The sequence below is a fragment of the Eubacteriaceae bacterium ES3 genome, from assembly GCA_030586155.1.
GTDB lineage: Bacteria > Bacillota > Clostridia > Eubacteriales > Eubacteriaceae > Acetobacterium.
Map to the genome: position 1 here is coordinate 3,345,419 of CP130741.1, position 14,843 is coordinate 3,360,261.

Consider the following 14,843-nt stretch of genomic DNA (forward strand, 5'->3'; position numbering starts at 1 on the left):
ATATATGCTAGGAAGTGAATTCTGTTCTGATAAATCCACCCTATATGTTTTTCTTCTGTACCTACTTTTCCTGAAATGGTACTGTACTGTTGGCATCCGCATTACTCGGTGCTGTACCCCCTTTAGGCACTAGCTGAATCTCAATGCCCTCCAGTCTCCAACCATAACCTGCTGAACCACTATCCGCACCGTTCTTCGCCCATGCCATCCAACCAATGTTTTGAACATGAGTACGGTAGTATACATCGTACTGATTGGCGGCGTTTCCAGTTAACTTGATTCTGATTCCTTCAAGTCTTAAACCTCTACCTGATGTACCTGCCATAGCGTTATCGGATACAAAAGACTGCCAACCGATGTTTTGAACATGAGTGGTGTATGTGATACCACCATCAATGGCTTCGCCTAAATCAATGTTGATGCCTTCCAGTCTTAAACTTCTACCCTCTGTACCAGACATAGAACCGTCTGCAACATAGTTCTGCCAGCCTACATTCTGAACATGAGTTCGATACTTAACTAAGTAGTCTTCACCGATGTCTACAATATCAGCGCCATCACCTGTTACGGTTACGGTATAGGTTATAATGTCACCGTACAATTCACCTGTGATTGTGGCTGTTCCGTTTTTAAGACCTGTAATGATACCATTTTTGTCTACTTTTGCGATTGTAGAGTTTGATGATGACCAGTTTACGGTTGAGGGGACGATTGGTGTTGTTCCACCGTTGTACTTATCGTTTAATTCCTGTGGGTCTGGTGAAGATTGTGGTGTTGTTTGGTAGGTTGTACCTTTGTTTAAAGTGATGCTTTCTGCTGTTTTATGCATATAATTAAGTGATAACTTAACATCGTAAGTGTTGCTGTCTACAACTGTTTTGGCGATTCGGCTGGTGGTGTTGTAGGATAGGAGTTCGGAGGTTGTCATGTCGTCGATTTTAGAATATGTTTCGTCTGAAAACATAAGTACCCATGCATTGCCGAAGTTTCCGACACCTACTCTTGTTAAAAATGAATGCGTCATTTGAATATAGTGTGCTGGAGAGGTTTCAAATGCAGTGTAAGCACTTGCCCCCGAATCTCGACCGCCAACAATGTTTTCTGTACCACTTCCTAGTTTTAAGTATTCAGATTGCCCCCAACCGCCTGCAGGGTCTCTATGACGATAAACCAAACCAATCTCTGATGCTCGATACATAGCTGACATCGTTAAGTTGGCATCTAACTGTAAAGGAACTAACCCTTTACTTTCTCTTTCAGCATTTAAAAGATTAAGCATCTCTAAACAACCGTCTGCATCGACTGATGCGACTGTTTCGTACATATTAAAACCTTCTGGATAAGATGTTGGGTAGACAGGCATTGCCATTGTCTCAATCGTACCCTCTGTATATGATTCATAAGCTGTGCCGTCTAATACAGGCAATTCCTCGGCACTTGCACTTCCCATTGTCGCAAAGAGCATTACCCCTGCAAATAAAGCGGTTATCAATTTCTTTTTCATTTCCTAGTACCTCTCTCATTTAAATTTCCTACTTGGGATCTATTAACTATTAGATGGTTTCGTAACTGGTCTTTTTATTTTCCCCTGCTGGTCTTTATCAAATGTTCAGACGCCTTTCTGATTTTCTATATACTGTTTGAGTATTCTGCCGATGTAGAGCCACTCAATCCGATACCCAAAACCATGCAATCCGAAGCTGAGAGCCACCTGTTTAAAAAATCAAATCCGCTATAGAGAGCCACTTTTGTAAGTATTAAAATGAAGATGCGGGATAACCGTTATACTTACGGAAGGAGGACATAATTATGTCCAAAGAAAAACAAATTTTGCAGCTCCGCCTTAAAGGATTCAGCCAGCGAAGAATTGCGGATACTTTAAAAGTATCCCGAAACACGGTATCCAAGGTGGTCAAAGCATGGGAAGCTCATCCAATTGATGATCCGGAGTTCCAGGCAATTGATGAATCAAAGTTACACAGCCATCTGTTTCCGGAAGAAGAAAAAATTCCAGTGATGGTACCTCCTGACTATGATTACATCCACAAAGAATTGCTGAGAAATGGGGTGACCTTAAAACTGCTGTGGGAAGAATACGTTGATACCTGTCGGCAGACAGGCAAGCCGCCTTATATGTATTCTCAATTCTGCAAGCTATATCAGGATCATGTCAGTCAGAACCGTCTAACGATGCACATTCACCATAAGCCAGGCGACAAAATCATGGTTGACTGGGCAGGCTCGACCATGCCGCTATATGATCAGGTTACGGGTGCAAGCTGCAAGGTATATCTCTTTGTTGCAACGCTGCCGTTTAGTATGTACTGTTTTGCAAGAGCCTGTCTGACGATGAAGGAAGAAGACTGGATTAATGCCCACATCAGTATGTATGACTACTTTGGAGCGTCAACACGGCTGCTCATCCCCGACAATCTGAAAGTTGGAGTGCTGAGCCATAAAAAGCATGAAGATCCAGTCATCAACCGGGCTTATCAGGAACTGGCGGATCATTATCATACGGCTCTGCTGCCAGCTCGAATCTTATCGCCAAAAGACAAAGCTGCTGTGGAGGGCTCAGTTGGTCTGCTGACCAGTCATGTAATTGGAAGACTCCGTAACCGTCAGTTTTTCAAACTGGAGGAGATGAATCAGGCGATTGATAAAGAACTGGAAGAATTCAATCATTCTGATTTTCAAAAAAAGGAGGGTTCCCGCTACTCTGTCTTCGAGGAAGAAGAACTACCCTTTATGCAGTCGCTTCCCAGATTCCCCTATGAGTTTGCCCAATGGAAAACAGCAACGGTGCAGATGAACTACCACGTTTCAATTGACCATCAGTATTATTCGACGCCGTATGAATATGTCCGAAAGAAAGTGGATCTACGTTATACCAAAAATATCATTGAAGTTTTCTACAAAGGAACCCGTCTTTGCAGTCACAAGCGGCTATACGGACGACGAGGCCAGTATTCAACTAATGTGGATCATATGCCGATCAACCACCAGCTTTACAGTGAATGGGATTCAGACCGTTTTTTAAAATGGGCCGAAGGTATTGGTCCGTCAACCAGAGAAGTGGTCCAAAAGTTGTTTGCTTCTTATCGTGTTGAAGAACAGGCTTACAAGGGGTGTCTGTCTCTGTTAAAACTGGCTGATCATTATACAAACATTCGTCTGGAAAATGCCTGCAGCGTCGCACTTGAACATATTCCCAATCCACGGTACAAGAATATTAGACTGATTCTGGAAGCAGGGCAGGATTCAGCCAGCGTTAAAAATCAAACCAAATCTGAACCATCATCTTCTGAAACGATCAACAAATATGCTTATGTTCGTGGCTCAGCTTATTATGGAGGTGACCATGATGAATAACGATACGCTAAGAAAGCTGAAACATATGCGTTTGCCGGTTTTTGCGCAAATTTACCAGGACCAGCTTGAAGATGAAATGGCCTATCTTTCAATGTCTTTTCAGGAAAGACTGGCTCTGATGGTTGATGCGGAGTTTGATTCCCGACATAATAACAATATTAAACGGCTTATCAAGGAGGCGAAATTCAACAACTCAGCAGCATTTCTTGGTAATATCGAATATCTGCCGGATCGCCATTTAAACCGTGAATTGCTGGAAAGTCTGGCCACTAATGAATACATCCGTCAGGGGCTGAACGTCATTCTTGTCGGAGCCACCGGTTGCGGAAAAACCTATATTTCCAATGCCCTCGGGGTAAACGCCTGTCAGTCCGGTTACAAGACCCGGTATATTCGTTTGCCGGATCTCTTTAGCGCCTTTGAAGCTGCCCGTATTCAGGGGAAGTATCATCATCTTCTCAATCAGTATAAAAAATGTTCTCTGATGATTCTGGATGAGTTTCTGCTTGTCCCAACTACAGATACTGAGCAGCGGGATCTTCTGGAACTTGTGGAATGTCGTTGTGATCAGGCATCCATTATTATCTGTTCACAGCTAACTGCCGAAGGCTGGCATGAACGTTTAGGTGGTGGTGCGCTGGCTGATTCAATTCTTGACCGCATTGTTCCATCTGCTTATTCAATGATTATTGATGGCGATGTTTCAATGCGCTGGCGAAAACGAACCATTAAATAATTCAACTACCAGGGAGCTATCTCTAGTGGCTCCCTCTTTCGGAGCACTGGCTCTCGATAAAAGATTACCTGGCTCTATCACAGGAGATTGGTTGGCTCTGTCGCTTCATAATATACACTGTTCGACCGCATCCAGCGTAACACCGCCGACAGTGGCGCAAAAATAACTATTTGTCCATAAAGACGGAATCCGCCGTTTCAAGGAAGGGAATTCTTTTCTCAGCAAATTTGAAGACCGGCTCTTCATGGCTTTAATCAGTTTATTGATCCCGTATTGCGGATCACAAGATACCAGCAGGTGAACATGGTCAGGCATGATTTCCAGTTCAAGGATTTCCGTTCCTGTTTCATCTGCTACTTCCTGCAAGATAACTTTCAGTCGTTCGTCTACTCCATTATTGAGTACTTTTCTTCGGTACTTCGGACAGAAGATAACATGGTACTGGCACATGACAAGGGGTCGTTTCAATTGTCATGTTTTTCTTTCAACGCCTGCTCCACAATCATTTTCCCCAGCCCCAACACCCGGCTCATTTGCCGGATACTGCTACCTGTTTCTCGGCGGATCTGTCTGATCACTCAGCCTAACTTTTGTTTTTATTTCCAGACACTCATCCTGCCCTTTCAAGATGACATGATAAAAGAGGTAGAACTTTTTTCTCGCGTCTATCTTACCATTTTTGACCTCTTCTTCCGTGTTTGCGCTAATATAACATCCTTCTAATCGCATGTTAACGAAACATCCCCAAGTCATTTTCGATAACTGAATTTTATACTCAATCTGATTTTTTCTTTGTTGTCTGTTCTTCTAATTCTATCAAAAACTTATCATAATCTGACATAAAAAGTTTATCTTGAATCACTCTATACTTTTCGAATTCTGTTTCTGCATGAAGCTTTGCAATCTCAGCCGATACTTTCCCGGCATCTTTAAGTAATCCATACTCAAAGATTTCAATAAAGCCATTTAGACGGGATTCCCAGTCTTTCATTGTAAGTGGTATGTGGCGAAATGTCATACTTTCCGCGAAGTCTAAATATGCCGAAACTATTCTCTCTAACTGACCCATTTCAAACTCCGATAAATAATTTTTAGCAATTGAAACATCAGTCTTTTTAATTTTTCCACTCGGTGCATCTGCCCATGTTGTTAACCCCATATACTCTTTTTCGCTATCTGCTCTTTCCATAATTAATTCTGCAGCGGTATGTCCATGAATGGCATAGTGCATCTTATTTTGTATCGTTGCATAAAAGCGTTTTGTTGCAGCGGCAGTCCTGTCATAATCAACGGCTGTGGCATAGAGATCTGTAACCTTTTGATAAAACTTTCTCTCGCTCACCCTTATTTCACGGACACGCTCAAGCTGTTCCTCAAAATATTTCTCAGTAAGATAGGTGCCTCGTTTTATACGTTCCACATCCATGACCCAGCCTTTAATGGTATAATCTTTAGCAATTTGATTTACCCACTTGCGAAACTGGACTGCACATTCAGAATTAACCTTAAATCCAACAGCGATGATCATCTCCAACGAATAATGATTAGTATTATAATTCTTGCCGTCCTCGGCAGTTATTCGAAATTTTCGAATAACTGAATCCTGCTGTAGTTCTGAGTCGCTAAAAATTTTCTTAATATGGTAGTTAATCGTGTTGACCTCTACATCATAAAGCGTTGCCATCATCTTCTGCGTCAGCCATATGTTCTCGTTCTCATAGCGCATTTCAAAGCTATCCTCGCTATCACCAACGGAAGCAACATAGGTAAGGTATTCAGCTGCACTAGAACGGATTGTTATTTCCTCTTTTTTCTTTTTTGGCATGGTAATCCTCCAATCGCAATTCCTAATAGACAGAAGTTGCCTTTTAAATAGCTTTCGTTAATCACAAGACCCAGCCTGCTATTAATAAAAAGGAAAGCATAGTAACAGCTGTCCATAAAATGATCCGACTTTCTCTTAAATGTCCAATCGTCTTTATTCCGATCCTAACTTGAGCCGCATTTCTACAAGCTTTCTAAATCAACTTTGCAAAAGTATTTCCAAATCAGATACAGACACATCCATCCGTTTAGAGGTTTGCTCAATTGTCAATCCCGAATCAAGAAATCGATTGATAACTGCCTTCATGTCCTCACCAACTTCTATGATGTGTCCATCAAGATCATAAAATTTTATTGAGCGTTGCCCCCACGATGCTTCCTTTACGCCGTTATCCAAATAGTTGATGTCATATCGTTTCTCAAGCTTATTGATGAAACTGTTAAAATCAGCTTCCTCAAAATATAATTCCATATTATGAGATTTATTTAAAACACTTTCTTTCGCCATCCCTATTAACCAGTCAAATTCTTGTTGTAATGATAATTCGCCAAAGGAAATATTGTTACCATAATCTTGATAAACCTCAAGTTCAAATAAATCCTGATAGAACTGTTTGGATTGATTTACGTCCTTTACAGCAATGCACACACCTTTATATTTCATCTAAGTTTCCTCCTGCTATATTAAACGGACCCGTGGCTCAAAGTAGCCAAGATTATTCACAAATAGCACAAAATAGGAAGTCATCATATCGATGATTTACATACCATTGACAATGTTTGAATTAATTCATTTTGTATTTCTCAATACTTATGAAGTTTAGAGTAATAAGAAATGGTCCTATGTCAAGATTTAGTACAAATTAAAATGAGAAATTTAATGCTGACATTTTAACCTGCAATTCGTAGTTTTTCGTTTTGCATTTTAGGGTGTGTCTGAAAAGTCAAAACACCAATTATTTTGACAAAAGCCAGATGCCAGCAATGTAAACAAAGCTACAAAACGAAGATGCCAGCTTGTCATAACGAGTCGCAACTCTACGAAAATGTTTGATTTTATTGAAAAAGCATTCAACCAGATGGCGTTCTTTATAAAGCCACCAGTCACAGTCCCAGGGTTCTTTGGTGTTTGACTTTGGCGGAATTGTATAGGTTGCACCCTGTGAAGTGATATAAGTCCGGATCTCTTTAGTTCCATAAGCTTTATCACCCAAAATGTTGGCATTTTTGATTTCAATGTTTGCCAGTAGACCAATTGCAGCGGTATTATCGCTAATCTGGCCGCCTGAAAGTTCAAAGTGAATCGGATTACCCAGAGCGTCGACGACTGCGTGAATTTTAGTCGTGTTACCGCCCCGGCTTTTACCGATGTATTGATTCACTTCTGCATTTACAGCCCCTTTTTAGCACCAGCACTGTGCTGATGCGCTTTTACAATGGTTGAATCAATGCTGAGATTTTCAAAGTCAGCATCGGTATTTAAGGCATGAAAAATATTTGCCAGTGTTTCGTCATCACGCCATTTACAGAAACGGCTGTAGACCGTTTTCCACGAACCAAAACGTTCGGGAAGATCTCGCCACGCAGCACCACTTCGCGCAATCCATAAAATTGCGTTGAAGATTAACCGATTATCTTTTGGCGGTCGACCAGTTTTCGCTTTGGGAAATAAAGCTTTAATCTGTTCCCATTGTTCGTCTGTAATTTCATAGCGTTTTGATGGCATTATCGTGCTCCCAACGTTTTGGTTTTATTTTAAAACGCATTGTGGTGATTGTAAAGATTTTGTTTTCAGACACGCCCTAGTAAAAAGTTTTTCAAAATTATCTGGTGACATATAATTACAATGGCTGTGAATACGGGTTGTATTGTAAAAGGTTTCCAGATACTCAAAGATCAACCGGTAAGCATGGTTATAATTATGGATTTTAAAGCGATTGAGCCATTCACGTTTAATGATGGCGTGAAAAGATTCGATGCAGGCATTATCCCATGGATAGGCCTTTTGGGAGTAACTTCGCTGCATTTTTGCTGTTGCTTTCTGGTATTCTTTTGAAACGTACTGACTGCCGCGATCACTGTGAATGATCAAGGGCGCATCAAGTTTACGGCGGCATTTAGCTTTATTGACGGTGTCGATTACACAGGAAACTTCCATCGTTTTTGACAGTGTCCAGGCAATGATTTTTCGAGAGTACAAATCCATGATACTGGTTAGATAAACAAATCCGTCCATTGTCCAGATATAGGTAATATCGCTGCACCAGACAGCATTGGGGCGCTCAGGATTAAATTGTTCGTCGAGGATATTTCTGAGTTTTTTACTGAAGTCAGAATCTTTAGTCGTGATTACATAGGGCTTGATCCACTGGGCCTTGATTCCCATTTCTTTCATGTATTTACCGACAGTCCGTTCGGCGATTATTTCACCGCTTTGTTTCAGTTTTTTAGCGATTTTCGGAGCGCCATAATTTTGTTTTGAGTCGTTATAAATGGTCTTTATTTTTGATTTGATAACTTCCTGTCGTATTCGGGTATTCGATGGTTTTCTGTTGATCCACGAACGATACCCGGTTCCTGATACACCCAATTTTTGCAGCATTCCGGAGACGGAAACCGGGCGCTTCTTTTGTTGAGCTGCCTCCGCCTTTTTGGTAACCTCAACATAAATTGTTTCGGTTATTTTCCCAGAATGCCGATAGCCTTTTTTAAGACATCCAATGCGTCCTGGGTATCACGCAACTCACGTTTTAATCGCGCTATTTCTTTGCTTTCGTCTGATGCATAATTACCTGAGCCACGACTTTCAATATTTCCGGTCTTTTGAAGTTCCCTGCTCCATTTTCCAAGCGTGCTGCAACCAATACCGAGATTTTCAGCGCAGCCACGTAGACCGAGTTCCTTGTGTTCTTCATAATACCGGACTGCATCCAGTTTGAATTGTTTATCATGTTGTTTTGCCATAATGAGATCCTCCTTCAGTACGATTTTTTCATCGTACCACATTTTTATTAATTTTGGATTTTCTCATTTCGATTTGTACTATTTATATTCTAGCACCAAAATAAGTTCTGAAAAAGCAGGCATCTTCGATTTTGAAAGATGCCTGCCCATTTTATAGAACAACTGCTATACAATGATTCATATTATATAAGTTTCAGTTGCTTTTCCATTTTATCAATTACATCTTTAATGTCATTTTCTAAAAAAGTATCTTGATAGTTTTCATTAACTGATTCCCAGTTCAAAGATGCGTCAGCATCAGGAATAACTATAAGTTGCTGTGTCATAGTAAAATAATTTTTCATATAGGTATCCAATTTTTTGAAATCTTGAACACTTAAATTAGTAAATAAAAATTCTGCCTGTTTAACATTGTTAAGTTGTTTGCTTATGATGCTGTTAACATCCATGGAGTTATCTGTGTAAGGATGGATTTCTCCTTCCCACAATGACTCATAGAATTGGGATTGCGAAACTGGAGAACTTGAATCAATTTTCACAACTGTTTCATAATAACCATCTATAAAATTACTGATGATTGAGACTTCTTGATAAACCTCATAGCGTTCTTCAAACAATGCAATTTTATTTTGCTGTTTTGTTGCATTTACTGAAATCAATATTGCAACAATCGATGCAAAGATTGTGATAGATGATAATACTACACTTAAAAAGCCCTGGTTATCGTTGCACAACTTTATAGCTTTAATAATAATCACACCCCTCATCTATTAAAAAATTTTATTTATCCAACGACTTCTTATGATAGTTTATTTTTCTAATTTTACCATACCATCAAAAAGAATGAAACAATCAAATATAATTTTTGTAAGACACCGGGACGCTTCGAGCATCATAATTCTCCGTTCAAATCCTGCTCCACAATCATTTTTCCCAGCCCCAGCACACGGCTCATTTCCAGGATACTACTTTCTGTTTCTCGGCAGATCTGCCTGCTCAGCTGGTTTTTTCGCATCTTCCTAGATTAGTATATTCTCTGTTTTTTGCAGAATCTCCATCAGCGGTTGATCAGACAGTAGAACAATAATTTAAAACCTCCTGCTTGTCTGGCCTTTTCAAGCTTGTCCATAAACATTAACCGCTCCTCATCATCCAGACAAATATTCCGTCAATCCTGCCCTTTCAAGATGACATGTTAAATACCGGTAGAACTTTTTTCTCGCTCCTGCCTTGCCATTTTTGTCCTCTTCTTCGATGTTTGCGTCAGTATATCATACTTCTAATCGCATGATAAACAAAACGTCCCCTCGTCATTAGATTTTAAAATGTAAAACAATTATTTCAGAACCGGTTAGTTCTTGTTACCGGTTCTTTTTATTTTTTGTGGCACCCTATAGTTGAGCGCTTACTTTGTTTTCTGTATGACGTATTAAATCTTATAGAATATTGTTTATAACATATCTAGAAATATAACTTAAATTTCTTAGTGAGTTATTGTTTTCTTTTAGCAACTCCTTTAAATGAACCGCATCATCAAAATCTTCACCAATAACATTAATAATTCTCTGAATATCTCTATCATAAATACCTAGATCAAGCAGCATTCTTTTCTGCTTAGAATTAGTAAAATATATTACTTCAATAGAATGTAAAACTTTCTCCTCTATATTTCTTATTAGTGCTTCTTCAACATTCTTTTTTTCTAAGAAGAATTTAATCAACTGAACCTTTGAATAGAATCCATATTCTATATAACTATTTTTCAACCTTATTACCGTTGAAATTATATAATCAATATTATAACTACGAGAATTTACTATTGCTGCTTCAATAATACCTTTGATTCTTAAACGTTGTTTATTAATCAATTTGTTTATCAAAGTAACTTCTAACTTATTCTTTTTACCTTCGATTATTTCATAAAGTATTCTTATCAGAGAAAATCTTCCTCTTGTATCATTCTCATTCAAATTACGTAATTCATCTAATAAGGCATTTTCCTTTTGTTTAAAATTATCATATACATACTTAACTGTTGAAAATCTAGGTGAACCACCTATGTTTTCCACGTACTCCTCATAGGTTATTCCTAACTCATTGATGAAGTCTATAAAAACTCTGTGTTGCTCATAATTCCCATTTTGAATATCGACATCAATACTATCATCTGTTATTTCGAACTTAATACTTATCGAAGCATCACTCTTTATGTAATCTTGGTCGTTCGGTCCCCTCAGATAATACGCTTTACCTAAATAGTGTTTGTTTAATCGACCTGTTCTACCAACAAGGTTGTAAAAATCAAACGCAGTAAACGCATTTCCATTTCTTCGTCCAGCTCTTGAAGGTTCTGTTATGATGACATTTTTTGAAGTAGTATTTACACCTTCTAATAATGTTGAAGTACACAAAAGATTAGTATAATTATCTTCATTATTGAAAAGTTCCATCTGTAATTGCCTTATACCCATTGGTAATTGTCCATTATGGACAAGAAATCCTTTTCGAAGAGCCTTTATAACATACCATTCTGGATGGATTTCATCTTCAACCCATTTAATAAAAGACATAATGCTTTGACTAATTTCTTCAAAATCATCTAAATCCGACAACATATCATTCACAAACTTCGACATTGATACAACAGTTGGAAAATATACCAGAGTCTTCTGGCAATCACAATGCTCTCTTAGAATCCTTAATGTTTCAGGGAATCTATCATTATTGTTTAGAATATCGATGGTTTGAACATCATTAACAACAGGCGAAAAAGACGACCTTATAAAAACAGGGCTTTTCTCAAGTTTTTCAATATCTTCCACCATTCCAATAAACGGAGCCAACAATACATATTTCCAAGACTTACCAGCCAATCTTAAATATGCAAGATTAAGAATCAATACTCTATCATCATCTAAATCCTTTTTAAGTTTATATACCTCATCAATAACTAAAAAATCTATCTCTTCAAGTTTAGTATACATACGTTCGTTAACTACTTTATCATGTGTCAATATAAAAATATTTTTACCATTAAAATCATATTGCTTTTCTTCATCAATATTTATATATACTTTATATTCTGAAAACTTATCAGAATACTTCTTAATTATCCTTTTTAAATATTCATCTACCAATGCTAGTGTCGGTACAATTAATACAATATTACTCGGTTTCTCTCGAACAATATACTCGAATACAGAAAACGTCTTTCCAAAACTAGTCGGAGCACTCAAAATTGTAGCATCTTTCTCCTTAATTGTATTCACTATATCCAATTGATCAGGATGCAACGAAATACTAGAATCTAAATGAGATAAAGCAAATGAATTGTAAACAAGCGAATCAAACGAATATTTTCTTGAATAAACAGTCAAATCTACAGCAAATAGACTATCCGCCATTCTTCTAGCTAACTCCGTTGAATTAGCTGAAGCATCTAAGTCCCGAATTAAATTTTCCCTAACTACATCAATAGGTTTAACTCTACCTGCTTCGCTCATAATACTCACTCCTTTCACGAATCATTCCTGTAAATATTGAAACAAACTTGCTTTTATCAATAATAGGCAGTGAAATAAAATAATATTTCGTTTCCATATCAAATAACTTATCCATAGAAACTTTATCAAGCATCTTCATTATATCATCACACTCTGTTTCTTTCCCGTGTGCGAGGAAAACAGGCACTCCGATACACTCAATATCTGCCTCTTTTACAAACTCATGAAAATCTATACAAAGTTCAGCGACATCACCGTATTTCTCTAAAAAGCAATTAAGGTTAGATCTTAATATACGATTGCTTAATACGAGCATAAACTCAGACTCTATTTGCTCTTCATAATCCTTTAGTGATTTATTCAGAAGAGCAATACCATTTGTCATATTCTTAGATAATTTGGATTCACCAAATAATAGCATATTCTTTTCACTTGAAAAGTAAAGTGCATCTATACCATAAATACTCATATTGTAATCTGTTGCTAAACTTAACTTTGGTATAATACAATCAAAATCGAAGTAGTCCCACAGTATAGATGAAAAAATGTACTCACCAATCTTACCTATTTTATCAAGCCTTATTGTAATATTTCCAATTTCATTTCTATCATGTTCATACTCATTCAGTAAAATATCTACAATTTCCTCCGTTAACTCTTCAATAGTCATCATTGTATTTTCCTGATCAATGTAATATAGTAAATTCTTATATAATGTTGTATAGTTCAGGCGATTTGGGGTAAACGTTATAGACTTGTTATTCTCTGCGTATCTTAATATCCTCTGATCATCGAAGAAAAAGTTAAATAATTCCTCATAAAATGATTCTTCAGTGATATTAATATGGATGAAAGAACATTTTTCACCCAACTCATGAACATTAAAATCATGAAAACTATTTACTTGAACATTATCACTCGATAAAGTCCGTATAATGGTGTAAAAAGAAAATGAGCCAAGAGCTCAAACCTCGGTTAAAATAAAAGTACCACCCAATACCTAATCGAGGAGATGAACAAATGGCTCAATTAAATATTACACTGGACACAGAACTTTTGCACGGACTTTTTACAAAAGATTCCCGGGATGAGGCTTTTTCAAAGCTTCTGGAAACAATTCTTAACCAGGTGCTTGTAGCGCAATCGGCTGAGCAACTTGGTGCTGAACGCTATGAGCGATGCGAGGATCGGACAGCTTACCGTAACGGTTTTAGGGATCGTGAATTAACAACGCGAATCGGTGGTATCACCCTGCGGATCCCTCGTCATCGTAACGGCGAATTCAGCACGACGATGTTTCAGCGCTACCAGCGGAGCGAGCAGGCTCTGATGCTGGCAATGATCGAAATGGTCATTAATGGGGTTTCAACCCGCAAAATCGAAAACATTACAGAAGAACTTTGTGGCCAGAGCTTTTCAAAATCAACAGTTTCAAAGCTGTGTGAAAATCTGGATCCGGTAGTAAACGGTTTTCGTAACCGAACGCTTGAAAAGCATTATCCATTTATAATTGTGGATGCTTTATATCTCAAAGTTCGCGAAGACAGCAGAGTCCGGTCAAAAGGTCTATTGGTAGCAACCGCAGTCAACGAAAATGGCAATCGTGAAGTAATTGGTTTTCAGCTGAATGATACCGAAACAGAATCAAGCTGGGGAGATTTTTTTCAAAATCTCAAAGAGCGTGGTCTGACAGCCGTTGATCTGATAGTATCCGATAATCACAAAGGACTTGTAAATGCGATTAAAAAACATTTTCAGGGATCCACCTGGCAGAGATGCCAGACACATTTCTCAAGAAATGTACTGGATAAAACGCCCAAAAATCAGCAGTCCGAATTGAAATCCTATCTGAAACGCATCTACAATGCAGTAAATATTGAAGATGCCCGCAACCTGCTGAAAGACACACTGAGACATTTTGAATCCAAAGCACCAAAAGCGATTGAAATACTCGAAGAAGGTTTTGATGATGTGATGGCTGTAATGAGTCTTCCTGAGAAATACCGGAAAAGACTGCGCACAACCAACAGTATCGAACGACTCAACGAGGAAATCAGGCGTCGTGATCGCGTGATCCGCATTTATCCCAACGAAAAATCGGTTATCCGTTTACTGGGTGCGCTGCTTATGGAACAGGATGAAAAATGGTCTTCCGGCAGAAAATATCTGGATATGCAGGATTACTATGAATTTTTAAAAGAACAGACGGCTGCTGTTTCATCAGCAGCCTAGTTAAACCCACCGAGGTTTTTACACACTATTTTGGACTTGACTTTATCACTCATAATTATCACTCCTAACGTCATAGAATATAGTAACATATAAAAACATAATGAAATAGAGAACGAGTGTTTCCTTTAATTTCTATTAATACAAATTAAGAAATTATAAATGTCAACGCCAAGTCGAAAATGTTCGATATTTCAGACAACACTATAAGTACT

The 14,843-nt window shown here is 38.2% G+C and carries 13 protein-coding genes and 1 pseudogene; 3 read left to right on the plus strand and 11 right to left on the minus strand.

From position 1 onward, the window contains the following. Positions 1-61: 61 nt before the first annotated feature. Positions 62-1,504 (minus strand): CAP domain-containing protein, encoded by a 1,443-nt coding sequence (locus Q5O24_15355; protein ID WKY47706.1) that lies wholly within the window; start codon positions 1,502-1,504, stop codon positions 62-64. 305 nt (positions 1,505-1,809) lie between these two features. Here Q5O24_15355 and istA point away from each other — a divergent pair, with 305 nt between their 5' ends. Together istA and Q5O24_15365 are read left to right on the plus strand one after the other, a co-directional pair. Continuing rightward, a complete protein-coding gene (istA, locus tag Q5O24_15360) occupies positions 1,810-3,372 on the plus strand; it encodes an IS21 family transposase (protein ID WKY47707.1) in 1,563 nt (520 codons plus the stop codon). Next, positions 3,362-4,108: an ATP-binding protein gene (locus Q5O24_15365; protein ID WKY47708.1), complete on the plus strand. Its 747-nt coding sequence runs from the start codon at positions 3,362-3,364 to the stop codon at positions 4,106-4,108. Before istA ends, Q5O24_15365 begins: the two co-directional genes overlap by 11 nt. 105 nt (positions 4,109-4,213) lie before the next feature. Here Q5O24_15365 and tnpA read toward each other — a convergent pair whose 3' ends face one another. From tnpA to Q5O24_15415, 10 genes and pseudogenes are all read right to left on the minus strand, one after another. Next, positions 4,214-4,558: an IS200/IS605 family transposase gene (gene tnpA, locus Q5O24_15370; GenBank protein ID WKY49271.1), complete on the minus strand. Its 345-nt coding sequence runs from the start codon at positions 4,556-4,558 to the stop codon at positions 4,214-4,216. A 325-nt stretch (positions 4,559-4,883) separates the two neighbouring features. Continuing rightward, complete coding sequence (locus Q5O24_15375) at positions 4,884-5,933, minus strand: virulence RhuM family protein (protein ID WKY47709.1); 1,050 nt, start codon at positions 5,931-5,933, stop codon at positions 4,884-4,886. Between the two features lie 198 nt (positions 5,934-6,131). Further along, positions 6,132-6,596, minus strand: a complete 465-nt coding sequence (locus Q5O24_15380) for a glyoxalase (protein ID WKY47710.1) — start codon at positions 6,594-6,596, stop codon at positions 6,132-6,134. A 292-nt stretch (positions 6,597-6,888) separates the two neighbouring features. Continuing rightward, a pseudogene (locus Q5O24_15385) lies at positions 6,889-7,661 on the minus strand (IS5 family transposase). A 21-nt stretch (positions 7,662-7,682) separates the two neighbouring features. After that, positions 7,683-8,615, minus strand: coding sequence for an IS3 family transposase (locus Q5O24_15390; protein ID WKY49272.1), 933 nt, complete (start codon positions 8,613-8,615; stop codon positions 7,683-7,685). After that, positions 8,612-8,896, minus strand: a complete 285-nt coding sequence (locus Q5O24_15395; protein WKY47711.1) for a transposase — start codon at positions 8,894-8,896, stop codon at positions 8,612-8,614. Before Q5O24_15395 ends, Q5O24_15390 begins: the two co-directional genes overlap by 4 nt. A 182-nt stretch (positions 8,897-9,078) precedes the next feature. Continuing rightward, positions 9,079-9,654 carry a hypothetical protein gene (locus Q5O24_15400; protein ID WKY47712.1) on the minus strand — a complete coding sequence of 192 codons (576 nt, stop codon included), beginning with the start codon at positions 9,652-9,654 and terminating at the stop codon, positions 9,079-9,081. Between the two features lie 134 nt (positions 9,655-9,788). Then, on the minus strand, positions 9,789-9,911 hold the full coding sequence (locus Q5O24_15405; GenBank protein WKY47713.1) for a hypothetical protein: 123 nt from the start codon (positions 9,909-9,911) through the stop codon (positions 9,789-9,791). A 421-nt stretch (positions 9,912-10,332) separates the two neighbouring features. Continuing rightward, a complete protein-coding gene (locus Q5O24_15410) occupies positions 10,333-12,399 on the minus strand; it encodes a DEAD/DEAH box helicase (protein ID WKY47714.1) in 2,067 nt (688 codons plus the stop codon). Continuing rightward, complete coding sequence (locus tag Q5O24_15415; protein ID WKY47715.1) at positions 12,383-13,072, minus strand: SAVED domain-containing protein; 690 nt, start codon at positions 13,070-13,072, stop codon at positions 12,383-12,385. Before Q5O24_15415 ends, Q5O24_15410 begins: the two co-directional genes overlap by 17 nt. Positions 13,073-13,419: 347 nt before the next feature. Here Q5O24_15415 and Q5O24_15420 point away from each other — a divergent pair, with 347 nt between their 5' ends. Continuing rightward, complete coding sequence (locus tag Q5O24_15420) at positions 13,420-14,631, plus strand: IS256 family transposase (GenBank protein WKY47716.1); 1,212 nt, start codon at positions 13,420-13,422, stop codon at positions 14,629-14,631. The last annotated feature ends 212 nt before the right edge of the window (positions 14,632-14,843 follow it).